Origin of the sequence: Salmonella sp. 32020114201800008SM (genome assembly GCF_017572025.1) — a bacterium.
GTDB lineage: Bacteria > Pseudomonadota > Gammaproteobacteria > Enterobacterales > Enterobacteriaceae > Salmonella > Salmonella enterica.
Window position 1 is genome coordinate 25,383 of sequence record NZ_JAGEQM010000004.1, and the last position, 24,866, is coordinate 50,248.

At 52.4% G+C, this 24,866-nt stretch carries 27 protein-coding genes; 8 read left to right on the top strand and 19 right to left on the bottom strand.

Annotated features, from left to right (window positions below; translation table 11 throughout):
* Window positions 1–66: 66 nt before the first annotated feature.
* Window positions 67–963, bottom strand: a complete 897-nt coding sequence (locus tag J4613_RS12355) for a U32 family peptidase (protein WP_111742233.1) — start codon at window positions 961–963, stop codon at window positions 67–69.
* The gene (locus J4613_RS12360) at window positions 954–1,949 is read right to left on the bottom strand and encodes a peptidase U32 family protein (protein WP_000421309.1); all 996 of its coding nucleotides are present in this window, start codon (window positions 1,947–1,949) and stop codon (window positions 954–956) included. The genes J4613_RS12355 and J4613_RS12360 overlap by 10 nt, the downstream gene beginning before the upstream one ends.
* Window positions 1,950–2,165: 216 nt before the next feature.
* Here J4613_RS12360 and J4613_RS12365 point away from each other — a divergent pair, with 216 nt between their 5' ends.
* Entirely contained in the window at window positions 2,166–2,690 is a 525-nt protein-coding gene (locus J4613_RS12365; RefSeq protein ID WP_000884721.1) for an SCP2 domain-containing protein, read from the top strand.
* Window positions 2,684–3,187 (top strand): N-acetyltransferase, encoded by a 504-nt coding sequence (locus J4613_RS12370; RefSeq protein WP_000908562.1) that lies wholly within the window; start codon window positions 2,684–2,686, stop codon window positions 3,185–3,187. The genes J4613_RS12365 and J4613_RS12370 overlap by 7 nt, the downstream gene beginning before the upstream one ends.
* Here the strand turns inward: J4613_RS12370 and J4613_RS12375 are convergent.
* Complete coding sequence (locus J4613_RS12375) at window positions 3,174–3,491, bottom strand: GIY-YIG nuclease family protein (protein WP_079951118.1); 318 nt, start codon at window positions 3,489–3,491, stop codon at window positions 3,174–3,176. The two genes, J4613_RS12370 and J4613_RS12375, sit on opposite strands and share 14 nt — an antisense overlap.
* A 37-nt stretch (window positions 3,492–3,528) precedes the next feature.
* Here J4613_RS12375 and J4613_RS12380 point away from each other — a divergent pair, with 37 nt between their 5' ends.
* The gene (locus tag J4613_RS12380) at window positions 3,529–3,972 is read left to right on the top strand and encodes a YhbP family protein (RefSeq protein WP_000380404.1); all 444 of its coding nucleotides are present in this window, start codon (window positions 3,529–3,531) and stop codon (window positions 3,970–3,972) included.
* On the opposite strand, the gene yhbO is transcribed toward J4613_RS12380, so the two are convergent.
* Window positions 3,952–4,470 carry a protein/nucleic acid deglycase gene (gene yhbO / locus J4613_RS12385; RefSeq protein WP_000037599.1) on the bottom strand — a complete coding sequence of 173 codons (519 nt, stop codon included), beginning with the start codon at window positions 4,468–4,470 and terminating at the stop codon, window positions 3,952–3,954. The two genes, J4613_RS12380 and yhbO, sit on opposite strands and share 21 nt — an antisense overlap.
* Before the next feature lie 130 nt (window positions 4,471–4,600).
* Between yhbO and J4613_RS12390 the strand changes: the two genes are divergently transcribed.
* Window positions 4,601–5,236, top strand: coding sequence for an NAD(P)H-binding protein (locus J4613_RS12390; protein ID WP_001521094.1), 636 nt, complete (start codon window positions 4,601–4,603; stop codon window positions 5,234–5,236).
* Window positions 5,237–5,302: 66 nt separating this feature from the next.
* Here J4613_RS12390 and dolP read toward each other — a convergent pair whose 3' ends face one another.
* From dolP to J4613_RS12410, 4 genes are read right to left on the bottom strand one after another with little or no spacing between them, the layout of a single operon-like run.
* The gene (gene dolP / locus J4613_RS12395; RefSeq protein WP_000643280.1) at window positions 5,303–5,878 is read right to left on the bottom strand and encodes a division/outer membrane stress-associated lipid-binding lipoprotein; all 576 of its coding nucleotides are present in this window, start codon (window positions 5,876–5,878) and stop codon (window positions 5,303–5,305) included.
* Between the two features lie 9 nt (window positions 5,879–5,887).
* Window positions 5,888–6,478, bottom strand: a complete 591-nt coding sequence (gene diaA / locus J4613_RS12400; protein WP_000893481.1) for a DnaA initiator-associating protein DiaA — start codon at window positions 6,476–6,478, stop codon at window positions 5,888–5,890.
* A 21-nt stretch (window positions 6,479–6,499) separates the two neighbouring features.
* Window positions 6,500–6,895: a YraN family protein gene (locus J4613_RS12405; RefSeq protein ID WP_000057285.1), complete on the bottom strand. Its 396-nt coding sequence runs from the start codon at window positions 6,893–6,895 to the stop codon at window positions 6,500–6,502.
* Window positions 6,853–8,895: a penicillin-binding protein activator gene (locus J4613_RS12410; RefSeq protein ID WP_080171553.1), complete on the bottom strand. Its 2,043-nt coding sequence runs from the start codon at window positions 8,893–8,895 to the stop codon at window positions 6,853–6,855. The genes J4613_RS12405 and J4613_RS12410 overlap by 43 nt, the downstream gene beginning before the upstream one ends.
* A gap of 63 nt (window positions 8,896–8,958) precedes the next feature.
* Here J4613_RS12410 and rsmI point away from each other — a divergent pair, with 63 nt between their 5' ends.
* Entirely contained in the window at window positions 8,959–9,822 is an 864-nt protein-coding gene (rsmI, locus tag J4613_RS12415) for a 16S rRNA (cytidine(1402)-2'-O)-methyltransferase (protein WP_000812290.1), read from the top strand.
* 157 nt (window positions 9,823–9,979) lie between these two features.
* Here rsmI and J4613_RS12420 read toward each other — a convergent pair whose 3' ends face one another.
* The 10 genes from J4613_RS12420 to J4613_RS12465 all read right to left on the bottom strand — a co-directional run bounded on the left by J4613_RS12420 (window position 9,980) and on the right by J4613_RS12465 (window position 19,617).
* Complete coding sequence (locus J4613_RS12420; protein ID WP_001083899.1) at window positions 9,980–10,753, bottom strand: DeoR/GlpR family DNA-binding transcription regulator; 774 nt, start codon at window positions 10,751–10,753, stop codon at window positions 9,980–9,982.
* Window positions 10,754–10,863: 110 nt separating this feature from the next.
* Complete coding sequence (gene gatD / locus J4613_RS12425; RefSeq protein ID WP_000844174.1) at window positions 10,864–11,907, bottom strand: galactitol-1-phosphate 5-dehydrogenase; 1,044 nt, start codon at window positions 11,905–11,907, stop codon at window positions 10,864–10,866.
* Between the two features lie 43 nt (window positions 11,908–11,950).
* The gene (locus tag J4613_RS12430; protein WP_000490601.1) at window positions 11,951–13,324 is read right to left on the bottom strand and encodes a PTS galactitol transporter subunit IIC; all 1,374 of its coding nucleotides are present in this window, start codon (window positions 13,322–13,324) and stop codon (window positions 11,951–11,953) included.
* A 3-nt stretch (window positions 13,325–13,327) separates the two neighbouring features.
* Entirely contained in the window at window positions 13,328–13,612 is a 285-nt protein-coding gene (gatB, locus tag J4613_RS12435; protein ID WP_000824293.1) for a PTS galactitol transporter subunit IIB, read from the bottom strand.
* Window positions 13,613–13,642: 30 nt separating this feature from the next.
* Complete coding sequence (gene gatA / locus J4613_RS12440; RefSeq protein WP_000080445.1) at window positions 13,643–14,107, bottom strand: PTS galactitol transporter subunit IIA; 465 nt, start codon at window positions 14,105–14,107, stop codon at window positions 13,643–13,645.
* A 14-nt stretch (window positions 14,108–14,121) separates the two neighbouring features.
* Window positions 14,122–15,393 (bottom strand): tagatose-bisphosphate aldolase subunit GatZ, encoded by a 1,272-nt coding sequence (gatZ, locus tag J4613_RS12445; protein ID WP_000658627.1) that lies wholly within the window; start codon window positions 15,391–15,393, stop codon window positions 14,122–14,124.
* A gap of 197 nt (window positions 15,394–15,590) precedes the next feature.
* Entirely contained in the window at window positions 15,591–16,397 is an 807-nt protein-coding gene (locus tag J4613_RS12450) for an HPr family phosphocarrier protein (protein ID WP_001175243.1), read from the bottom strand.
* Window positions 16,384–17,811, bottom strand: coding sequence for a PTS fructose transporter subunit IIBC (locus J4613_RS12455; protein ID WP_208293655.1), 1,428 nt, complete (start codon window positions 17,809–17,811; stop codon window positions 16,384–16,386). The genes J4613_RS12450 and J4613_RS12455 overlap by 14 nt, the downstream gene beginning before the upstream one ends.
* A 26-nt stretch (window positions 17,812–17,837) precedes the next feature.
* On the bottom strand, window positions 17,838–18,752 hold the full coding sequence (gene pfkB / locus J4613_RS12460) for a 1-phosphofructokinase (protein WP_001520582.1): 915 nt from the start codon (window positions 18,750–18,752) through the stop codon (window positions 17,838–17,840).
* Between the two features lie 10 nt (window positions 18,753–18,762).
* Window positions 18,763–19,617, bottom strand: a complete 855-nt coding sequence (locus J4613_RS12465; protein WP_000469985.1) for a tagatose bisphosphate family class II aldolase — start codon at window positions 19,615–19,617, stop codon at window positions 18,763–18,765.
* 333 nt (window positions 19,618–19,950) lie between these two features.
* On the opposite strand from J4613_RS12465, the gene J4613_RS12470 reads away from it, so the two are divergent.
* Both J4613_RS12470 and J4613_RS12475 read left to right on the top strand, forming a co-directional pair.
* Complete coding sequence (locus tag J4613_RS12470; protein WP_001118363.1) at window positions 19,951–20,784, top strand: DeoR/GlpR family DNA-binding transcription regulator; 834 nt, start codon at window positions 19,951–19,953, stop codon at window positions 20,782–20,784.
* A gap of 10 nt (window positions 20,785–20,794) precedes the next feature.
* Complete coding sequence (locus J4613_RS12475; protein ID WP_111742234.1) at window positions 20,795–21,742, top strand: sugar kinase; 948 nt, start codon at window positions 20,795–20,797, stop codon at window positions 21,740–21,742.
* 239 nt (window positions 21,743–21,981) lie between these two features.
* Here the strand turns inward: J4613_RS12475 and garD are convergent, their stop codons facing one another.
* Window positions 21,982–23,553, bottom strand: coding sequence for a galactarate dehydratase (gene garD / locus J4613_RS12480; protein ID WP_001273723.1), 1,572 nt, complete (start codon window positions 23,551–23,553; stop codon window positions 21,982–21,984).
* 529 nt (window positions 23,554–24,082) lie between these two features.
* On the opposite strand from garD, the gene garL reads away from it, so the two are divergent.
* Window positions 24,083–24,853 carry a 2-dehydro-3-deoxyglucarate aldolase gene (gene garL, locus J4613_RS12485; RefSeq protein ID WP_001057715.1) on the top strand — a complete coding sequence of 257 codons (771 nt, stop codon included), beginning with the start codon at window positions 24,083–24,085 and terminating at the stop codon, window positions 24,851–24,853.
* The last annotated feature ends 13 nt before the right edge of the window (window positions 24,854–24,866 follow it).

Here is a 24,866-nt window from a genome sequence, read left to right on the forward strand (position 1 = left end):
CTGCGCTTATCGGGCCTACGGGATCGCTATTTGTAGGCCAGATAAGGTCTTTATGCCGCCATCCGGCTAGGCCTGTAGCTCCAGCCCGGCCAGCCGCTTCCAGTAGCCGTTGCAGTCGCTATGCGCGGCAAGCGCTAATGGCGCGCCGCCGTTTTCGTTAGCGCGAAAGGCATCAAGCATGGCAAATGTCTCCGTACCCAACGGCGACAGGCGCACGATATCGACCAATCCCTGCATCGACGTCAGTTCGTTGCCAAGGTTATAGACATAGCCGCTCATGGTCTGAATACCGTTAAGCACAAACACCTGCTGATTCTCTTGCGAGAACACGTCACGACCGTTTGGATACTTGATACAGCAGGTTTCGCACTCATCTTTCGGGCGGTCTTCCGAACGGGCGGTAAAGCAGCGAGCGGAGTAGGCCAGCGGCAGATGGCCGTAGCTCAACACTTCCACTTCAAACTGATTGCGGATGCCCAGTTCATCGCACTGATTAAGCAAATTCACCAGCCAGTCGCGAGACAGCTCCACCGGCATACACCAGCGTACCATGCCTTCTTTCAGCAACCGGCGCAGCGTGACCGCGTTGTAGCAGTTCAGCGCATGGCCGGCGACAAACGGCAGTTTGCGCTCGGCGCACAGATTCACCACGCCAAGATCGCTGGCTTCCAGCAGAAAATCGCCGTTGTCCACATAGCGTTTCAGCTCGCTTAATTCAGATGACGCCTGTACCAGCGCCAGGGTGGAGAGCGCCACCTGCTTACCGCTGGCGGCGAGGGATTTCGCCATTTCCAGCCAGTCGCCGACTTTGGTTGCGCGACGCTTGCTGCACACCGCTTCGCCCAGATAAATGACGTCAGCGCTGCTTTTTGCGGCCTGCTGATAAAAATCTTCCAGCGTCTCTTTCGGCCAGTAATAAAGCACCGGTCCTAAGGAATATTTCATAGCTCCTCTCACTGCCATTTACGGTGATATGCGCCAAGCGTGGTTTGGGTGCCTTCGGACATCGCGCCGAGCGTCTCCATCCAGTCGCGCTGTGGAACGAAGTTTTGCGGGGCGGCTTTGCAGCGATCGATCGCCTGGCGCCACACTTTCGCCACCTGGCTGACATAGGCCGGGCTGCGCTGGCGGCCTTCGATCTTCACCGAAGCGATGTTCGCCGCCATGAGCTCCGGCAGCAGTTCCAGCGTGTTCAGGCTGGTTGGCTCCTCCAGCGCGTGATAGCGCTCGCCGTCCACTAAATAGCGGCCTTTACACAGCGTTGGGTAGCCTGCGTTTTCGCCATCCTGGTAACGGTCAATCAGGACATCATTCAGGCGCGATTCCAGCCCCTGCGGCGTTTGCTGCCAACGGACAAAGCGGGCGGGAGAGCAGGCGCCGACGGTATTGGGCGACTCCCCCGTCAGGTAAGAAGAAAGATAGCAGCGACCTTCCGCCATAATGCACAGGCTGCCAAACGCGAATACTTCCAGCGGCACCGGCGTGACGCGGGCCAGTTGTTTTACCTGGTGAATCGACAGTACACGCGGCAGTACTACGCGGTGGACATCAAAGTTGCGGTGATAAAAGCGAATCGCCTCTTCGTTGGTTGCCGAGGCCTGAACGGAAACATGGCGCTCAATATGCGGGTAACGCTCTGCGGCATATTCCAGCATAGCGAGGTCGGCAAGAATCAGCGCGTCGGCGCCAAGCTGCGCCGCCATATCCACGGCGCGCTGCCAGCGGGCATAGCCGTCCGGATGCGCAAAAGTATTAATGGCGATGTGTAATTTGCGGCGATGCTGGTGAACAAAACTCACCGCTTCCTGCAATTTTTTTTCGGTAAAGTTAAGGCCGGCAAAATGACGGGCATTGGTATCGTCTTTTAACCCGATATAAACGGCGTCAGCGCCGTTTTCGATGGCCGCCTTCAGCGCCGGGAGATTTCCGGCAGGGCAGAGCAGCTCCATAATTTATCCTGAGGGTTACGTCTGAGACGCAAAATTGTTAACGAACAGGGATTTTAGTTAACCTTGCTGCGACAATTTTTGATTTAAGGCAGTTAAAGGCGTATTGGTAACACCAATAATGGGGTAGAAAATCAGACCCAATTGTTGATTTACGCCGCCATGTGATTTATTGGATATGGCAAAATAACAGGACTATTGAAACAGGGAGTAAAGCTCGTGTTAGATAAACTGCGTTCACGCTTAGTCCATGCTGGCCCGTCTCTGATGAGTGTACCGGTTAAACTGACGCCCTTTGCGCTAAAGCGCCAGGTTCTGGAACAGGTTCTGAGCTGGCAGTTTCGTCAGGCGCTGGCCGATGGAGAGCTGGAATTCCTCGAAGGTCGTTGGTTAAGCATTCATGTTCGTGACATCGACTTAAAATGGTATACCACGGTTGAAAATGAAAAGCTGATCGTTAGCCAGCAGGCGGATGCTGACGTCAGTTTTAGCGCCGACGCCAGCGATCTGCTAATGATAGCTGCCCGTAAACAGGACCCGGATACGCTCTTTTTCCAGCGTCGACTGGTCATTGAAGGCGATACTGAGTTAGGGTTGTATGTGAAGAATCTGATGGACGCCATCGAACTGGAGCAGATGCCGAAAGCGTTACGCGTTATGCTGCTGCAACTGGCGGATTTTGTTGAGGCGGGAATGAAAAACTCGCCGGAAACCAAACAGACCTCGGTAGGTGAACCATGCTAATTCGAGTAGAAATTCCCATTGATGCGCCTGGTATTGATGCGCTGTTACGCCGTTCATTCGAAAGCGATGCGGAAGCGAAGCTGGTTCACGATTTGCGTGAAGATGGTTTTCTGACGCTCGGACTGGTGGCCACGGATGATGAAGGCCAGGTGGTGGGCTATGTCGCCTTTAGCCCGGTTGATGTGCAGGGCGAAGATTTACAGTGGGTCGGCATGGCGCCGCTGGCGGTCGATGAAAAGTATCGCGGGCAAGGACTGGCGCGCCAGTTAGTGTATGAAGGGCTGGATTCGCTCAACGAGTTCGGCTACGCGGCGGTCGTGACGCTGGGCGATCCGGCGTTATATAGCCGCTTCGGTTTTGAACTGGCCGCACATTACGATCTTCACTGCCGTTGGCCCGGTACGGAAAGCGCTTTCCAGGTACACCGTTTGGCTGAGGATGCGCTGGAGGGCGTGACGGGGCTGGTGGAGTATCACGACCACTTCAATCGTTTTTAAGCACCGGCGTTTGCAGGCTGGACAGCAGCGCCTCAAACGCTTCGCGTTCCGTCACAAGGCGCTCCTTCTGGCGCTTTGTGAGCTGTTTGATGCGATACTCTATGCGCAGGGCCAGCGAGCGATCGCCGACCTGCGCCGCAAACGCCAGCGTTAACTCGCCTTTTCCCCGTAATGCTTTTGCGCCTTTTCCCGTTTGATGCTGCCTGTAACGACGCGCCACATCGGTGGTTATTCCGGTGTAAAGCGCATTGTCTGCAGTACGAATCAGATACAGATACCAGGGTGCCATTGTCGCCATCAGCATGATAATTTTCAGGTTCCCAGTATAAGCGAGAATAAAGATGGACACACTTACCGCTATTGGCCGTTGGCTGGCGAAACAACACGTGGTGACCTGGTGCGTACACCATGAGGGAGAGCTGTGGTGCGCCAATGCGTTTTATTTGTTCGATGCGCAAAACGTCGCGCTGTATCTGTTAACGGATGATAAAACCCGCCATGCGCAAATGTCCGGCGCGTGCGCGCCAGTTGCGGGAACGGTCAATGGTCAGCCGAAAACGGTGGCGCGCATTCGCGGCGTGCAGTTTAAAGGGGAAATTCGCCGTCTGGAGGGGCAGGAGAGCGACGCCGCGCGTAAAGCTTACCTTCGTCGCTTCCCGGTCGCCAGGGTGCTGCCAGCGCCGGTATGGGAAATCCGGCTGGATGAAATTAAATTCACCGACAACACGCTGGGGTTTGGTAAAAAACTGCACTGGTTACGCGACTCACGCGCCCAGCAGGCGTAGCGCCTCGCGGTTAAATGCCGGCAGGTCGTCAGGCGTGCGGCTGGTCACCAGCTGATCTTTATCGACGACGACTTCCTGATCGTAAAATTCCGCGCCCGCATTCTTCACATCGATAATAATCGGTTTCACCGCCGTGAGTTTGCGGCCACGAATGACATCGGCGCTGATCAACAACTGTGGGCCGTGGCAAATGGCAAAAACCGGTTTACCGCTGTTAACGAAATCGCGGGTAAAATCCACGAAACGGCTGTCGCCGCGCAGGTAGTCCGGCGAATGACCTCCCGGCAATAGCAAGGCGTCGAACTCGTCGGGACGAACGTCATCAATAGCCTTATCAATGGTGACGCTGGCCTCGCCTTTTTTTCCTTTCACCGTTTTACCCGCCTCTTTTTCGATGGTGATGACCTCATGGCCGGCCTGACGGAATTCTGCAGCCGGCGAGGTAAATTCTGAATCTTCAAATTCATCGGTAATCAAAACGGCAATTTTCTTACTCATGCGTTTCCTCCGCAGTGGTGGCGTCGGGTAAGGCAAATTTTCCACAATGATGGATACTTACCTCGTAGACTATTAAGCCTGGTCGATAGGGCCGAGAGTGCAAGGTGGACAAATCTGTAAAGGAGCGAGGATGAGTCAGGTACTGATTACCGGCGCGACCGGACTGGTCGGCGGACATCTGCTGAGAATGTTAATCAACACGCCGCAGGTGAGCGCTATCGCCGCGCCGACGCGTCGCCCGCTGACGGATATTGTCGGCGTTTATAACCCTCACGATCCGCAGCTTACCGATGCGTTAGCTCAGGTGACCGACCCGGTAGATATTGTTTTTTGCTGCCTGGGCACGACCCGGCGTGAAGCGGGAAGTAAAGCGGCGTTTATTCATGCGGATTATACGCTGGTGGTTGATACTGCGCTGACCGGACGTCGACTGGGTGCGCAGCACATGGTGGTGGTCAGCGCAATGGGAGCAAACGCGCACTCTCCGTTTTTCTACAATCGGGTGAAAGGAGAAATGGAGGAGGCGTTAATCGCGCAAAATTGGCCTCGTTTGACGATTGCCCGACCTTCTATGCTGCTCGGCGACAGAACAACGCGGCGGGTGAATGAAACGCTTTTCGCTCCGCTATTCCGGCTGTTGCCAGGAAACTGGAAATCGATCGATGCGCGGGATGTGGCGCGGGCCATGCTGGCGGAAGCGCTGGCGCCAGCACAAGAAGGCGTGACGATTCTGACCTCATCGCAACTGCGGGAAAAAGCGGAATAGCGAAGCCGGATGATTTACCGGATGGCGACGCGGTTTACACATTCTTATCGCCACCCGGCACACCGGTTACTTAATATACGTAAAGGCGGTGGTCACGCGTTTCACGCCGCTCACCCGGCTGGCGATGTCCGCTGCCGCTTTACCTTCACGTTCAGTCACCAGGCCCAGCAGGAACACTTCGCCATTTTCGGTGGTGACTTTCACGTTTGACGATTTTACCTGATCGCTGGTCAGTAGCTGTGAGCGAACTTTCGTGGTGATCCAGGTATCGTTAGAGGCGGTCCCCAGGCCGATAGGCTGACCCTGGCGAATCTCGTTATAGACCTCGGTGGTGCCTTCAACGCCCATCGCTATCTGTTTAGCGCGTGCGGAGAGTTCGCTGTTTGGCGACTGGCCCACTAACAAAACTTTGCCCTGATAAGCCGTGACATTGATGCGCGTCTCTTTTTTGATTTGCTCATCTTTCGACAGCGCGCTGCTGACACGCAGTTCCAGCGTTCCGTCATCCACCTGGGTGCCCACGCTACGCGGGTCGGTTGCGGCTTTGGTGCCGACGGCTGCCGTACCCACTACCGCGGCGGCGACGCAACCTTGCAATAGCAACGCAGAAATAAGGACTGCGAGCGGCGAAAATGCCTTCATGTGTACTCCTTAATCATCCTGGTGAGGAAAAAGCGTGTTATCGATCAAATCGCACAGGCAGTTTACCGTCAGCATATGCATTTCCTGAATGCGCGCGCTGTGGTGTGAAGGGATACGAATTTCAACATCCTGCGGCCCTAATAGTCCGGCCAGCTCGCCCCCGTCATACCCGGTTAGCGCCACAATGGTCATGTCACGTGTGACGGCTGCTTCAACGGCTTTTACGATATCGCGACTATTACCACGCGTAGAGATCGCCAATAAAACATCGCCTGCATGTCCCAGCGCCCGGACTTGTTTTGCATAAACTTCATCGTGCAGGCGATCGTTAGCGATCGCAGTTAAGACCACATTATCGGTATTTAGTGCAATGGCGGGTAAACTGGGTCGCTCCGTTTCAAAGCGGTTAATCATGCTGGCAGCAAAATGCTGTGCGTTGGCCGCGGACGTCCCGTTTCCACAACAGAGGATTTTGTTGCCGTTAAGCAGGGAATGAACCAGCGTCATGGCGGCGCGGGAAATGGCATCCGGAAGCGCTTCCGCCGCAGCAATTTGAGTTTGAATGCTTTCTGTAAAGCAAACTTTGATTCTTTCGAGCACGCTAATCCTTAAAATCTTCAATTATGAGTGGTCGTTAAACGCATCCCGAAACCACTCAATCTCATTTCCGGTGAAGGCTAACACATCGAACCGACAATCCACAGTATCAAAACTCCCATTCTGGCGGGCGAGCCACAAGCGGGCAGTATGTAATAATTTGTGTTGCTTGCTGCGGGTCACACTAGCCGCCGCGCCGCCATAAAGCCCGGAGCGCCGATAGCGGACCTCAACAAAAACCGTCGTTTTTCCGTCGCGCATGATCAGATCGATTTCGCCGCCGCGCTCGCGCACGTTGGCGGCGATAAACCGCAGTCCTTTGCTTTCCAGCCAGCGACGCGCGGCAGCTTCCCACGCGTCGCCAGCCTGTTTACGCGTTAGCTGGCGGGAACAATCTCCCCTTGCTGGTATTTGAGCCATGATAACTTCCTGTTAATCACACAATCCGGGCTGGCGGTTAATGCGCCGGTATTGCCATTGATCTCAAACCCCTGCACCTGACGCATCTGCGAAAAGTGGTTCGCCAGCGTCCAGGCATCCACGCCCATGGCGTACATCCGCGCCAGAGAATAGTCGTTATGTACAGCGCTCAGCGCCTGCTGCATCAACGGCATATTGCCGCCTGCCAGCATAGGAATTTCACTGTATTGTAAACCCTCCATTTCCAGACGGAAGTCGGGGCCGGAGGTGCCTTGCGCGCTGCGAGAGCTGGCATACAGCGTCGCGCCGCTCTGGGTGCCGTTACGCATGGCGATCATCGGTTTGATAAAGCCAATCTCTTCCGGCGTAGCCAGAATATAGACCGCGTCTACGCGTCCGCCGCCGGTGATTTGCGCGTCGGTCGGCGGCGCAGGGATGGTCAGACCGCCAATGGTGACGCCAGGCTGCGCAGGCACGCTGGCGGCGACCGGACTGCCCGTCAACGCGATACCCGCGCCGCCGTTCACGCCCATTTTCAGCTCGGCTACGGAGCCGAATTTTTGCTGTAACACGATGCCGCCGCCCAGTTTTTGCCACTCCTGGGTGAAGGCGTTCGCCACGCGATCGCCAAGCGCGCTGCGTGGGATCAACAGCAGCGGCGACTGCTTGCCCTGGTCATAAATATGATGCGCCGCGTCACGGGCTTCATCTTCCGGAGAGAGCGCGAAATAGCAGATATTAGGGAAGCTACGTACCGTTTCCGGCTGGTTGAGCGCCAGCACGTTGAGCGGCGTGTTGCTTTTCATCAGCGCTTCCACATTGTTTTTCAACAACGGCCCGACCACGATACTGGCGCCGTCTTGCTGAACCTGAGCGAGCACCTGATCCAACGGCTGGGAAGAGGTATCATAGATTTTTAATTCAGCGGAGGGATCCGCCGGCGCGCTTGCTGTAGCAGGGGGAGTCTGTGGCGCGCTGACTGGCGTAGCGGACTGGGCTGGAGCGTCATCAGTCAGATCGCTCACCGAGGCCTGCGACGGACTGGCGACGCCGTTGGTCATTTGTGGTTGCGTCTCCTCCACGCCAGGTTCTACTGGCGCATCAGGCGCGGCGGCAGGCTGCATCTCTACCGCCTGGGTGCCGAGGTTTTTCGCGGCTTCGAAACCTTGCTGGATGGTACGGCCAAACACGGCAGCCTGACCGTTCAGCGGCAGCAGCAGAGCGATTTTGCTGGTGGAAGCCGGTTTGAAACGTTGTACATTGACGAGCTGCGTCGGCAGCATTTTCGCCCCCGGATTTTGCGGGTAGCGTTTTTGCCAGTCGGCGATCCCAGCTTTCAGCATGTCTGGATCGTTGCGGTTGTCAAACCAGACGCGTTGCAGATCCAGCCAGCCCTGAAGCACATTTTCATCAGCGTTGATAACTAACGTCCTGGCCTGATCCGGCGTCATGGCGGAGAGCGCCTGCCAGGTGGCGTCGATATTTTTTTGTTTATCTTTCGCCGCCAGTAGCGGTTCCTGGGCGATTAACGCCCGCAACAGGGTAAGCGACGGGCGTCCCTGGCTGGCAACGATCTGCGCCTGCCAGTAACGCGCTTGTTGATTTGGCGCAAAGTCGGCGGGTTTTAGTTTATCCAGCAAGGCCTGCGCGCCTGCGACATCTTTTTGCGCCAGTTTGATTTCTACCGCTAATAAAGACTGTTCGCGACGCTGGGTATCGTTCAGATTTTGCGGGAGTTGATTGAACAACTCGACGGCCTGCTGGCTTTTTCCTTCTTTCAGCAGTGCATGAATGGCGAGTAATTGCCAGTTGGTCTTGCTATCATCTGCGCTTTGCTGCATCTGATGCAGGTAAAAGGCGGAGTCAGCTTGCGCTGAACCCTGCATATAGGCTGCGCTTTGATCTGGCGCCTGGGTGCCGCACCCGGCGAAAAGTAGCGCAGCCAGGACGACAGGCAGCGCGCGTGCGGCGTTCAAACGAGAAAATGTTGAGGGTACCATACTGTATCCAGTGATATTTTTTTACGCAATGCTCAATATTAAATCGGCAATACGGACGACACAATGAAACAAAACGAATCGGCGGATAATTCTCAGGGCCAACTCTTTATTGTACCTACTCCTATCGGTAATCTGGCGGATATTACCCAGCGTGCGTTGGAGGTGTTACAGGCTGTAGATCTGATTGCCGCCGAGGATACTCGTCACACCGGTTTATTGCTGCAACATTTTGGGATTAATGCCCGATTGTTCGCGCTGCACGACCATAACGAACAACAAAAAGCGGAAACGCTGGTCGCGAAGCTAAAAGAAGGGCAGAACATTGCGCTGGTTTCCGACGCCGGTACGCCGCTGATTAACGATCCGGGCTACCACCTGGTGCGTACTTGTCGCGAAGCGGGGATTCGCGTGGTGCCGCTACCGGGGCCGTGTGCGGCGATTGCCGCCCTGAGCGCCGCTGGCCTGCCATCCGACCGTTTCTGCTATGAAGGCTTTTTACCGGCGAAATCCAAAGGCCGCCGTGATGCGCTAAAAGCCATTGAAACGGAACCGCGAACGCTGATTTTTTATGAGTCAACCCACCGCCTGTTAGATAGCCTGGAAGATATCGTCGCGGTATTGGGAGAATCCCGTTATGTGGTACTGGCGCGTGAGCTGACCAAAACCTGGGAAACCATTCACGGCGCGCCGGTCGGCGAGCTGCTGGCGTGGGTCAAAGAAGATGAAAACCGTCGCAAAGGCGAAATGGTGCTGATTGTCGAAGGCCATAAAGCGCAAGAAGACGACCTGCCCGCCGACGCGCTGCGCACGCTGGCGCTGCTACAGGCCGAATTGCCGCTGAAAAAAGCGGCGGCGCTGGCAGCAGAAATTCACGGCGTGAAGAAAAATGCGCTGTATAAGTATGCGCTGGGGCAGCAGGAAGAGTAAAAGCGAGCGCCCGGGAACCGCCTTTTATCGCCATCACGTTAATACTCAATCAGGTGATTGATGTGGGTAAATTGATGGGGGCATTGGGCGGTGATAGCGGGCCGGACCTTTCCTTCGGGCTTACTCTCGCGATCAGCAACGCATAACCGACTCCTTTTTAGACGATCATTAATTCCACGCCTGTTTTCGCTAATGCCGCTTTATCCTGTTTGCTGATGGTGTCATCGGTTATCACACAGTCGATCTTGTCCATCGGCAATACCTGGTTAAAGCCGCGACGGTTAAATTTGGTCGCGTCCAGTACCGCGATAACTTTGTGTGCCGCCGCCGCCATGACGCCGCTAATGGAATAACCTTCGTTAAACGTGGTAATACCGTTTGTCGCATCAATACCATCCGCCCCGACAAACATGACATCGGCGCTGATGCCGTGTAGCGATCGTTCCGCAATCGTGCCGTGCATTGAGTGGGTTTTATGCCGTACCGTACCGCCGCAGACCACCAGCGTGAGATCTTTATTTTCTGATAGCGTAAAAGCGGCAGGCAAGCTGTTAGTGATCACCGTAATATTGCTTTTTCGCGCGAGCGCTTCCGCAATCAGTAATGTTGTGCTCCCGCTATCCAGAATGATGGTCATTCCTTCTTCAACCATTGCCGCAGCCGCTTGGGCAATCCGCTTTTTCGGATCGCTGGCGAGTTGATACCGATCTTCCAGAATGACTTCCTGATTGTCGCCTTCCGCCAGATGACTTCCCGGTTTTGCCGCGCCGCCATGAAAACGGGTGACAAGGCCTTTCTCTTCCAGCAGACGCAGGTCAGCACGGATAGTCACTTCAGAAATACCAAAGGTATTTGAAAGGTCCATCACCAGCACGCTGCCTTGCGTATTAATCAGGTCGACAATTTTATTTCTTCGCTCAAATGAGTTCATATTGATTTGCCTGATAATTAACTGTAACTAGTTTAATCGAAGGATTGCGAAAGGTGAACGCTAAATTTCGAAAGGAAATGTGAGCCAGCGCAGGTTGCTGGCTCGTACCATCAGGAAAGTTGAAGTAAGATTTTGCCCTGCATGGGCGCGCCATTAAGCGCTTTGACTGCTTCTGCAAAGCTTTCCGCATCGCCGCGATGGGCAATGAGAGGGGTCAGTTGAAGACGTTTTTCAGCCAACAGGCGCGCTGCGGTTTCCCATTCCTCTCCTGGCCATGGCGCGGAGTAGTTCATCCAACTGCCGAGGAGCGTGAGCTCTTTACGCAAAATTAACCCGAATGTACGCGTTGTCAGGGTGAGATCGTGATGTAACGTCCCCACCAGCGCCAGTTGCGCGCGCGGCCCGGCGATATCGATAGCCAGCGAGACGGTCTGGGGAGTTCCTGCCGTTTCGAGAACCAGTTGATCAAACTGAATGTCGGACAACGCGGTCTGGATGTCGTCGGCGGTCATTTCCCGGCTATTACAGGTATGCGTTGCGCCGAGCGCTTTCGCCAGTTCCAGTTTCTGCGGATTGATATCAATCGCCGTTACGCTTCGCGCGCCCAGTTCCCGCGCGCACTGTAAGGCCAGCAGGCCAATTGTCCCGGCCCCGACGATAATTACGTTTTTCCCCTCGCAGCCCTGCGCCAGATGAAAGGCGTGTAAGCCCACGGTAATCGGTTCGATAAACGCGCCATCTTCAATTGGCATATCAGACGGCAAGCGGAAAAGATTGGCCCGTTTGACCACCACATATTCCGCATTACCGCCTTCGCTGCGCGATCCTACAAACTGATACTGTTTGCATAAAGAAAAGTAACCGCGTTCGCATTGCGGACAGTGAAAGCAGGGAAGAAGCGGGACACAAGCGACGGCATCGCCGGGCTGCATATCCGTTACGCCTGTGCCGTAGGATTCAACGTAGCCGCTGAATTCATGACCTAACGTAATAGGATAATAATGGGCGCCCTGCGCGAAAATACGCGGGATATCCGACCCGCAAAGCCCTGAGCTAACGACCTTGACCAACACATCGTCCTCGGCTTGCAGTTGTGGTAAGGGGCGTTCTTCAACGCGCACGTCTCCCTCAGCGTGAATAACCACTGATTTCATAACATTCTCCAGGAAGGTGAGGGGAGCGATTGCTCCCCTAAAATTAAGAGGCGATTTGACTTTGCTGTAGCGCCGTGGCTTTCTCAGCCGCGACAAACTGTCGGGCGCGACGCCAGGTCAGCAGTACGCCAGCCAGATAGATAATGGCAATGACGGCGAAGCCGACGATATTCTGCCAGGTAAAAAGTTGAATCAGCAGCCAGGTGATGGGGGAACCGCCCTGATCCAGCGAGGCGACTTGTCCGCCAGCTTTTAGCGCTCCGGCATTGGCAGCCAGTTGGGTATGCAGGCCAATCGTCTGGGTGGCTATCCACAGGGTGATGCCCATGATAATGACACCTGAAATCAGCGTGCGGAACAGGTTGCCCTGGTGTACCGCAACCGCCATCGCAATAAAGAAACCGATGGTGGCGAGGTCGCCGAACGGCAGCACCTGGTTCCCCGGTACTAAGACGGCAATCAGGATGGTCAGCGGAATGAATATCAGGCTCGCGGAGACAACAGAGGTATGACCGAGCAGTAGCGCTGGATCAAGGCCTATCAGGAACTCCTGCCCGCCAAATTTGGCCTGTAGACGTTTACGCGCATGTTTCGCGATAGGCGTTAGGCCATCCATAATAGGTTTAATGACGCGTGGCATAAGCAGCATCACCGCTGCGGTTTTGACCGCCAGTTGCAGAACGGCTTTGGCGTCGTAGCCTGCCAGTACACCAATCACCAGCCCCATCACGAAGCCGACAGTCACCGGCTCGCCAAACGGTCCGAAGCGTTTCTGGACATCATCTGCGCTAAAGTGAATACGATTGAGACCCGGAATTTTCTCGATAATGGTATCAACGAGCACCGCCACGGGGCCCAGGTACGCGGATGAGCCGTGTGGGATTGCAATCCCCTCGAGGCCAAAATAGTCGCGGGTATCTTTGGCAAACCAGTCCCCCAGTTTGTAGACAAAGGCGGCATGAACCACAACGCCCAGAATCCCCAGCCAGTATGAACCGGTCGCCAGATGCAGCATGGCGCCCGTGAAGGTCATGTGCCAGATATTCCAGATATCGACATTCACCACGCGGGTCATGCGGGTCACCAGCATCAGGACGTTAACCCCGATGGCGACAGGGATCGCGACCAGCGCGATTTGTGACGCCCAGGTCATGGGCGATGAACCCGGCCAGCCGACGTCAATAACGTGGAGATTGATTTGGAAATGTTCCGCCATGGCTTTCGCCGCGGGGCCGATAGAATCCAGCATCAGGCCGATGACCAGACCAATACCCACGAAGCCGATACCAATATGCAAACCCGATTTAAAACAATCCCCAAGCTTCATTCCCAGCAGTTTAGAGAACACGATGATCACCAGAGGCAGCATCACCGTTGGGCCTAAGTCGAGGATATAACGCATTATTTCGCTAAACATACGTTACCCCATGAGAATGGACAGAATTTTTTGCTGTAATGCTTCAATGCCCACGCCGGAAACAAAAGGCATGCCGTGAACGACGGGAATATCGCCAAAGGCGCGATCGACCCTGGCAGTGGTACAGATAAGATCGGCGCCGTCCATATAGGTTTCGATTTCGGTGACCCGGCACTGCACTAAGTCGAGCTCAATATGGTTGGCATCACATAGCTCTTTAATTTCTTCCGCAGCCATCGTTGAGGTTGCAACCGCACCGCCACAGGCCACAATTACTTTACGTTTCATAGGGTATTCCTCATTATTATCAATTTATTATCAAACCTGGACGCACTGCTCAGGCTCAAGGATGGTTTCCTGAAAGCGTATCGCCAGTTCGGCATCCGGCGCGCTTAACAGGGCATCGAGGGTGCTTGGGTTCTGTAGCTCACTAAACAGGCGGCGCAGAAGTTTTAGCTGTGCCGCCGGGTTTTCAACGATTAAGGCGATGATTAACGAAACGGCAATCTCTTCGTCATCATCCGCCTGTTGAAACATGACCGGCTTATCTGGACGAATCAGATAGATAGCGGGTGATTTCGCATGAACCGCCTCGCAATGAGGGATAGCGACGGCGTGACGCTCCAGCGCAATGCCGGTAGGAAAAGACGCTTCACGTTCCACCAGCGCCTGCGGATAACTATCATGTACCACGCCTTTCGCCAGCATCTCTTTGCCAATGTGCGCCAGCGCCTGTTGGCTCGAGTCGAATGTGATTCCGGTTCGGACAAATAGTTGGCTCATAAATTCTCCATTATTCAGGCGACATCCGGCGTGCAACCGAAGCGATAAGCGCGCAGAACATCCTGAATTTTGTCAATAATCAGGTTATGCGGCGTAGGGGTGAGCACGCCCTCAGACAGGCGTTCAAACTGTACGGGCATAAACTGGCTAATTAATCCCAGCGGCAATGTGACGTTGTTCAGATTGGCGATTAACTTCTCTACGCTTTGACGAATACGCGGGTGCGGCCAGTAATAGCGAATACGGTCAGACAAACTAAAGTGGATGTCGACCATCGCCTGGCTCCAGGTTGGACGGTAGTATTTTTTCCAGTAGCCCGGTTCGTTTAGCATAACTTCATCAATGACCTCCAGTACCCGACTACGTTGTTCCGGGGAGATCAGCTCGTTTTCCATTTGCGCAAGTGCGAAAATGGCTTCGCGCAGCGCGAAAGTGAGCGCCGGGCCGACCTTCAGAATGGCGTAATGATCGCGTACCAGCGCACGGTAGGCCTGTCGCGTCTGATAATCAGTCGAATGCGCTTCATAGACCATCGGCGTTTCTTTTATCCATGCGGAGAGCGCCTGTGCCGCCTGCGGCTGATAATGAATAATCTGGGTATGATCAAATTCAACGCCCGGCTGCACCACAATGGCGATCACGCGTGACAGTGCTTCTTCCAGACCTGATTCACGAAACGCGATTTGGTGAGTTTCCAGCGTACGGGCAGCATCGACTTCGCGGGTGACATGAACGCTGCCGATGGTACTGGCTTCACCGCCAGGAACGGGCACTTCCGTGCCGATGACATAAGTCAGATGGCATTTTTGTTCTTCGTTTGCGGTCTCTTCTGCTGCTTTACAAAGCACGGCGGCACGGCGTGCAACGACCATCGGATCCAACGGTGTCGGGTCGTCAGCGCAGGACATCGACGCGTCCAGGTGAATTTTGCTAAAACCAGCGGCGACATACGCTTTTATTAACTCAACTGACTTTTCCATTGCCGCCGCTGCCGGTTCGTTCTGCCAGCAGTTAGGCCCTAAATGATCGCCGCCAAGAATCAACCGCTCACGTGGAAATCCCACTTCCTGAGCAATGCCATAAACAAAATCACGAAAATCAGCCGGTTTCATTCCGGTATAACCGCCAAACTGATTCACCTGATTGGATGTGGCTTCAATCAATACCTTGTTGTCAGTATTGAGATCGAAAAGCAGAGCTGATTCGATAACCAGGGGATGAGCAGAACAAACTGAACAGATGCCCAGATGTTCTCCTGCTTTATGACGAGCAATTATTTCTTTCACTTTTATCTCCGAGTTCTTTCGTTTTTCTTCTTCGAAAGAATTTATAGGCTTTCGTAATGTTGTTTTGTGATTTTGATCTGATAAATGAAAGTTGCGAAAGGAAATGTAAGGTAACGAAATGGTGTGTAATGTCTGTAACTTCACTTTGTCATGAAAAACCGTACCCGCCGGAGCGGGCACGGAGGAACAAATGAAGGCTAATTAAACAATCGAGATAGCCAACTGCGCTTTGGCTGCATGACTTCTGGTGGTGGGGTAACGGGAACGGTGATCATCTCGCCTGCACCAGAGGCGATAAGCTCCCCGATTTCACGTAGTGCCTGCTGTGCATCTTCGCCCTGCGCCCGGAACAACAAGCGATGCCCCTTTTTCGCGCCGAGCGACACCACTCGCATCAGGTTTTTCCCGTCCACCGGGCCGGAGGCGCTATCCAGATTTTCTACCGTAATGTGGCTTTGAAACTGTTTGATAAACTTCACCAGTACCGCACTGGGTCTGGCATGTAAACCATGCGGATTATGGATGACAAACGTTGCCTGCTCACCCTCCTGCAACTCCACGGCTGCTGGCGTATTGGTCGTCGATCCAGTCAGTAGCGCTAAAACCTGACTGGGGGATTCGGCTTTAGCCAGTGCTTGCAGAATAGCGTCATCGCTGAGCACGCGAGTCAGTTGGCGCAAAATCTCAAGATGTTCATTGGAGCGCGCGGCAATTCCGGTGACCAGATACGCGGTATTGCCGTCACCCCAGTCAACGCCGTGGCGAAAAACGATTACCTTTACACCGGTTTGTAATACCGCATCGCGAGACTCTGGCGTACCGTGTGGGATCGCGATTCCATTTCCCAGATAAGTGGAGATCTGTGCTTCGCGATCCAACATGCCGCGTAAATAGTCAGTCGTGGTATTGCCAGCCGCAGATAACTTTTCCACCACACGGTGCAGAGCGGTGACTTTATCGAGACGCTCATCGCTGATAAAAATATCGTGTTCACAGAGCTGCATTCTGACCTCCAGCCTTTGCTACAGGAGTTGTGTTGACTGAATTTTTGCGCACAGCCCACAATCTCCATAGGCCAAGCATCACCGCACCACATGCAGAGCCCGCAAGGATACATAACACCCAGGCCAGCGGCTGACTCACCAAAGGTAAAATTAAGAAGCCGCCGTGAGGAGCCGGAACCTGAATACGCAAGCTGTAGCTAAGTACTGCGGAAATGCTGGAAGCAATCATCATCATCGGGATGACACGCAAAGGATCTTTCGCTGCGAAAGGAATCGCGCCTTCAGTGATGTGTGTACAACCGAGGATATAGTTAACCATGCCTGCGGCACGTTCTTCCTCGCTAAAACCTTTTGGAAAGAAGGTGGTCGCCAGAGCAATTACCAGTGGTGGAGTAATACATGCGGCAGACACACCAGCCATAAAGTAGAAGTTGCCCTGGCCCAGTAAAAGCGTGCCGGTGACATAAGCGGCTTTGTTTACCGGGCCGCCAAAGTCAAAGGAGCACATTGCACCCACCACAATACCCAGCAATATTGGATTCGCTTCCTGTAGCGATGCCAGCCAGTTCATCATGCTATTATTGATAGCTGCGACAGGTTGCCCAAGCAGCGACATCAACACGCCAATAACCAGTACGCCAATGAGCGGCATAATAAAAATCGATTTCAGGCTTTCATACTGACGCGGTAAGCCTTCGAGTCGATTCTTTACCCATAACATCAGGTAACCGGCGGCGAATCCGGCAATTATCCCACCAAGAAATCCTGCGCCGGTAGCATTTGCCAGTAAGCCGCCGACAAATCCAGCCACCATCCCTGGTCTGCCAGAAATAGAGAATGCAATATAAGCGGTAAAGACCGGAACCATAATCGAAAAGGCTTGCTGACCGATTTTCATTAGCATTGCGGCGGTTGCATTGTATTCAGCTGAATTAGGATCAGCGGAATAAATTCCCCATAAAAACGACACCGCAATTAATATGCCTCCGGCAACTACAAAAGGTAGCATATTTGAAACACCACTCATCAGGTGCTTATAAATTTGTCGCCCCAGTGATTCTTTTTCGATAATTTCCGTGCTGGTGGTTGATTCGCCTTTACGTATTGGGGCTTCACCATTAATAACTTTGTTAATCAGCTCCGCAGGATGATGGATTGCTTCTTTTACCGGTACTTCAATAACCGGTAAACCATTAAAGCGATCAGGTAAGACATCTTTATCCGCCGCAATAATGACTCCGGTAATATCTACCAGATCAGCAGGTTGAATAGCATTTTCAACGCCACTGGCACCATTGGTTTCAACTTTTATTTCAACAGATAATTTTTTCGCGGCATTTTTTAAGGCTTCTTCAGCCATAAATGTATGCGCAATACCGGTAGGGCAGCCGGTCACTGCAATGATCTTTTTCATAAGCAGACCTTATATTGTAATTTAACCTACAGCTTTCTGACGTGGATTTGCGAAAGTAAGGTTTCTATTGCCGCAAGTTGGCCTAGTCCGGCAGAACTTGCGACATCAGCTCCTGTTGCACTGGCAAGAGATAAGGCATATTCCACTTCTCCTGTAGATAACCACTGGCTGAGAAAGGCGGCCAGTGCAGCATCGCCTGCACAGGCGGAGCTCACCAAATCAACCGTTGGCGCGCTACAAAACCAGTAATCAATCCCATTGGAGAAATACATTCCTTTAGCGCCAAGGGTTAGCAGAACATTTTGTGCACCAAGTGCATGTAAAGTGGTTAGAGTATTTTTCGCATCATTGTCGTCAGAGACAGTTAAACCGAATATTGCTTTAACCTCTTCATCATTTGGTTTAATTAATAACGGTTTGAACTCCAGTAACTGACGTAATGACGGATGACTAATATCTAAAATTACGCCGATATTTTTTTGCTGACAAATATGCATAATTTCTGCGTAAAAGCGGCTTTCAATACCTTGTGGCAGGCTGCCGCTTATCACCAGATAGTCTGCATCGGGCAGTTGCGAAATAATCGTGATAATTTGTTGTTTACATTCATCTGGAATATATGAGCCAGGGTTGACCAGTTTATATTCCTGCTTACCGTCATGAATGAAAATATTAATCCGCGTGGGTTCTTCTACCCATGCTGGTGTGACTGGCATTTTTCGGGTACGCAGGCTTTCTACAATATAATGCCCGGTGAAACCACCAAAAATGCCTAATATATGCGCAGGTATTTGAAAGTGATCCAGAACCAGCGCAACATTTACCCCTTTACCATTTGGGCAAAACTCGGTGTGGTGAGTGCGATTGACAATATTTGGCTGTAAAGGATCGCTAAATATATTCATATCAATCGCGCTATTAAGTGTTAGCGTGTAGATCACAGGCGATTCCTCACAGTTGCCCTTCACAGCCGCAAACATGAATTACTTTGCGTACCACCTCTTTCATCGCCTGTTTTGCTGGTTGCATATAGTGGCGGGGATCATTGGCTTTCGGGTTTTGTAGGAAATACTCTTTTAAGGCGTCGGAGAAGGCGATTTTCAGTTCGGTGGCAACATTGACTTTGCATACCCCAAGGCTGATGGCCTGGCGAATATCGCTTTCCGGCAAACCAGATGCCCCATGCAATACCAGAGGGATATCCACCAGAGCGCGTATTTCTGCCAGTCGCTCAAAATCAAGTTTAGGTTCAGCGGCATACATGCCGTGTGCCGTGCCGATAGCAACCGCCAGCGAATCAATGCCGGTGCGCGCCACAAACTCACGTGCTTGCTGTGGATTGGTGTAAAGGGCATCTTTGCTGTCTACCACTAAATCATCTTCGATCCCACCAAGGCGGCCCAGTTCTGCCTCCACGCTGGTGTCGTAGCGATGGCAAAAATCGACCACGCTTTTCACCAGCGCCACATTCTCTTCAAAGGGAAAGTGGGAACCATCGATCATGACTGAACGGATCCCTGCCATAACTTTGCTTTCAATATCGGCTAACGATTCATGATGATCCAGATGAATGGCCAGTGGCAGATTGTATTCACGAGCCAGATCGCCCGCGATCGCCACAATGTTACCCATTCCGGCATAGCTAAACGTGCCTGGTGTTCCGGCAACGATCAGCGGTGAGCGCATTTCTGCGGCGGTTTCTACCACCACCTGCAAGGTTTCCAGGTTATGGATGTTAAAGGCTGGCACGGCATAGCCTGCATGCTGGGCCTTCTGGAGCATATTTTTACTGGAAATAATGAACATAGTGGTCTCCGTTTATAACTTTCGAAATTAAAGTTTAAAATAAAAATAACCTTCGTTTTGAAAGTAATGTAACGATCATTGCCACACATGATTGTGATCATCAACACAAAAGCAGGATAATTTTTCTTAAATGAAAGAAAAAGTGTGGATTTAAATTTTGTTTTGTAAGTAAATGGGAGATATGAAAATTCTATAATTACTTGATTTTATTGTGATGTTTTCCATTGAGCATTCGGTGACGTGGTGCAAAATTGACATCCCCTGTCAGAAGTTTAAAAATGAAAGTTAAAGCACGGGATAACTTCCCGACGAAGCGGAAAAAAAGGGTATGTTGTGGCAAAACCATCTACCAGCCTGTTGAAAAGGCGTCTGGACATTGCCGAAATCGTCCGTAAAAACGGCGAAATAAAAGTAGACGATTTGGCTGAAATGTTATCGGTTTCAGGGGTAACGATCCGTAATGATCTCAATTACCTGGAGCAGCAAGGCTATCTGAAACGCTCCTTTGGCGGAGCGATTTACACGGCCCAACCCGTCAGAGCAGCGGTAAGCCATGAAGTGGTGCAGTCGCAGGCGTTAGAGCATAGCGTAGAGCTTGAACTGGCTAAGCAAGTTGCCCGTCTGGTCTGCGACGACGATACCGTGTTTCTGGGGGCCGGAGAGGTGTTGCGTAAAGCGCTTCCTTTCCTGGGCGATTATCGGGATCTGTGCCTTATCATCAACGATCTTAGCCATGTTGCACCGGCCCGTGATTATATCGATGGTGAAATTGTGTTGTTGGGCGGTGTACTGGGGCATAGTGGTCAGGCGTTGGGGGGCGAAATCGCCATCCAATCTTTGCAACAATTTCAACCGTCATGTTGTCTGGTGATGGTGGACCATATCAGCGAGGATGGCACGCTCAACGTGAAAAACGAAAGTGCAGCTGCTTTGCTAAGTGAATGCCTGCGCCTTAGTGGACAGAGTATTGCCGTGGTGGCGCAGCGTCCGATTCATGATGTGGCGCGTTATCCGGTAGGAAAACTGAATACGCTGAGCGCGATTATTACGCCACAGATTGTCGCCGCTGAGTACCACTCACGGTTTCTGGCCGACGGCTTAACCAACAGCTATACCAATAACGAATGTCTGACCTGGATAAACCCGACCCTGCATCAGGCAAGATGAAGGACAACGCATGAACATAACAATCGCAACATTGGGTGAATTGCTCGTCGAGTTTCTGGCAAAAAAAGAGAACCAAGGATTTTCCTCACCGGGGGAATTTTGGGGGCCGTATCCCAGTGGGGCGCCTGCCATATTTGCCGATCAGGTTGCTAAACTTGGTTTTCGTTCATTGTTGTTTAGCTGTGTTGGCAACGATGCCTTTGGCGTTATGAATATTACCCGATTGTCGCGCGATGGCGTAAATGTACAGGGAATTTCCGTACTGCCGAACGCCACAACAGGTAGTGCTTTTGTCAGCTACCGAAGCCAGGCCCAGCGAGATTTTATTTTCAACATGCCGGACAGTGCGTGCGGTTTGCTGAGTGCCGACCACCTTGATGAAACATTACTCAGGCAATATCGCCACTTTCATATTATGGGATCGTCATTATTTTCCTTTCGTTTGATCGATGCCGTACGCAAGGCGATTAGCATTGTAAAAGAAAATGGTGGCACAATTTCTTTCGATCCTAATATCCGTAAAGAGATGCTAAAGATCCGCGAAATGTCGCAGGCCTTTGAATATATTCTTGATTACACGGATTTCTTCCTGCCAAGCGATGGCGAACTGGATTATTTCGGCCTGAGCAAATCCCGCGATGAAGAGAAAATTGTCGCAAGGCTTCACAAGCGTGGAATTGCCCATGTCATCATTAAACGTGGCGCCCGTGGAGCCAGTTACTATTCAAAAGACGAACAACATCATGTGGCTGGGTATCCGGTGAAGGTGGTTGATCCTACAGGCGCTGGCGATTGCTTTGGCGCAACCTTTGTCAGCCTGTTTCTTGCGGGATATTCCGTACCCGATGCTTTAGCCCATGCTAATGCCGCAGGATCGCTGGCTATCTCTGCGCGTGGGCCGATGGAAGGCACGTCCACGCTGGTACAAATTAAAGAATTGATGAGGCAGCAGAATTAAGTAAAGGTGATTAATAGGCTGTCGTTATATTCGACATACCTCAAATTGCATGTGCTGCGACTCAAATTAGTGAGAAACGTAAGGTTGCGCCTGGCATAGAATTTCAATTTATTGAATTTGAATGGTTTTATGGTGGGTTAGATGTTTTTGCCATATCCGGTATGAACATGGCGCAGTTTATCAAACATATGAAAACATGGCCCTTAAGCCATGTTTTGCGAGGCGCTTTCCAGAATAGATCAGGTCACAGGTGCCGGGTTAAACACTGCCAGCTGGTTATGCAATCCCCATTGATCTGAGAAAGTCTTTTTCCGGCCGCTGGCGACATCGAGAATAAAGTGAAACAGCTTCCAGCCCACATCTTCGATTGTCTCTTCACCCGTGGCGATGGTGCCTGCATTGATATCCATTAAGTCATACCAGCGGTTCGCCAGCTCGGTACGCGTCGCCATTTTAATGACCGGCACCGCCATCAGCCCGTACGGCGTGCCGCGTCCGGTGGTAAAGACCTGTACGGTAATGCCGGAAGCGACCTGCTGCGTGCCGCAGACGAAATCGCTGGCGGGCGTCGCGGCGTAAATCAGGCCGCGTTTGGTGGGGCGTTGGCCCGGCGACAATACTTCGACAATGGCGCTCTTACCCGATTTAGCGATAGAGCCCAACGCTTTTTCCACGACGTTCGCCAGACCGCCTTTTTTGTTGCCAGGGGACGGGTTAGCGCTGCGATCGGTTTTCCCCATATCAAGGTAGTTATCGTACCAGGCCATTTCATCCAGCAGGCGTTTACCCACGGCTTCGTTGATGGCGCGCGGCGTCAGAAGATGAATGGCATCGCGCACTTCGGTGACCTCCGAGAACATGACGGTCGCGCCGCAGCGTACCAGCAGATCGGAAGCATAACCCACCGCCGGGTTTGCCGTGACGCCGGAAAACGCATCGCTGCCGCCACACTGCATCCCGACGACCAGCTCGGAGGCCGGGCAGGTTTCGCGCTGGCGTTGGTTCAGTTTCGTCAGATGGCGTTCGGCGACCCGTAAAATATCGTCGACCATTGATTTAAAGCCGACATGCTGCTCGTCCTGTAAACGCACAATACTGGCGCTTTCAACGGCGATGGCGGGGACATCCTCGGTGCCTTCCAGCAGTCGTTCCGGCTGCAGTTTTTCGCAACCGAGGCCAATCACCATCACTTCGCCGCCAAAATTGGGGTTGAGCGCGATATTATGAATCGTGCGAATCGGCACGACCGCCGCCGGCGCGTTGATTGCCACGCCGCAGCCGTACAGATGGTTTAGCCCTACAACGCCATCGACATTCGGGTATTTGGGCAGGAGATCGCGCTCAATCACTTTCACCACATAATCGACCACGCCCGCCACACAGTGCACGCTGGTGGTAATGCCAAGCAGATTTTTGGTGCCGACGCTGCCATCGGCGTTACGATAGCCCTCAAACGTATAGCCTTCCAGCGGCGGCAGCGGTTCCGGTACTTTGGTCGCCAGCGGTAGCGTATTCAGCGGCGGCGCTTTTGGCAGTTCAACCAGCGACTCGTCGATCCAGCTTCCGCGCGGGATGTCGCGTACCGCATAACCGATGACTTCGCCATAACGGATGATTTCGCCGTGAGCGGGGATATCCGTCAGAGCAACTTTATGGCCTTGCGGAATATGTTCAGTCAGTTCCAGGCCATCCGGAAAACGTGTTCCGGCTTTAAGACCGTGGTCATTAACAATAATTGCGACATTATCGGTTTCATGTACTTTTATATAAAACGCCGATGGCGATTCCTGGCGAATTTCGATATTGGCCATTGTTCAACATTCTCCAGCCTGGATGATAGAAATAGGATTATCTATTTTGGTTATGGTTAAATCGTTAAATCTCAATATAAGAAATAAAGTTCATGCATAATGAAATAAGAATGACAGGAGTATAAATATAAGAATGTGATCCAGATCACCGCAAATTATGAAATTTTTTATGTAGGCCGGGTAAAGCGTAAATGTGTGCATTAGCGCCCAGTATCATGGGCGTATGCTCAAAAATAAGCGTTAAATAATCCCTTTTTAATGAGCGTTTGCACAATGATTATCCGCCATAGGCTGTTTATACTGAATGGCGAATTCAGTGTATCTGACGAGTTATTTGAAAATACCATGATAATAATAAAAGACGATAAAGGTATCAGAACGGTATATTGTGCTACAGGATGTGTACCACATTAGAAATAGAATGCGGAGACCCATTCTGATTTCAGATAAGCATTTTATTGTCGTTGCTATAAGTTATGGTGGCGGCATCACATGTAGAGAATTAAAGAAATAAGCGAAGGTATAAGCGATGAATAACGCTATTTTCCCGAATAAGTTTAAAGCGGCGCTGGCGGCGCAACAGGTGCAGATTGGCTGCTGGTCTGCACTGGCAAGCCCAATCACCACCGAAGTTCTTGGTCTGGCGGGATTTGACTGGCTGGTGCTGGATGGCGAACATGCGCCGAACGATGTGACCACCTTAATTCCTCAGTTAATGGCATTGAAAGGCAGCGCCAGCGCGCCTGTGGTACGTGTGCCAACCAATGAACCGGTCATTATCAAACGGATGCTGGATATTGGGTTTTATAACTTCCTGATCCCCTTTGTTGAAACGCAAGAGGAAGCGGCTCGCGCCGTCGCCTCGACGCGTTACCCGCCGGAAGGCATTCGCGGCGTTTCCGTTTCTCACCGCGCGAATATGTTCGGTACGGTGCCTGATTACTTTGCGCAGTCGAACAAAAACATCACCATTATTGTTCAAATCGAAAGCCAGTTGGGTGTCGACAATGTTGATGCCATCGCCGCAACGGAAGGCGTTGATGGCATTTTTGTCGGCCCAAGCGATTTGGCCGCCGCGCTGGGTCATCTCGGCAATGCTTCTCACCCTGACGTGCAGCAGACGATTCAACATATTTTCGCCCGCGCTAAAGCGCACGGTAAACCTTGCGGCATTCTGGCGCCGGTAGAGGCGGATGCCCGCCGTTATCTGGAATGGGGCGCGACCTTTGTCGCCGTTGGCAGCGATTTAGGCGCATTCCGCGCCAGCACGCAGAAGCTTGCCGACACCTTTAAAAAATAATCCTGGTATGGAA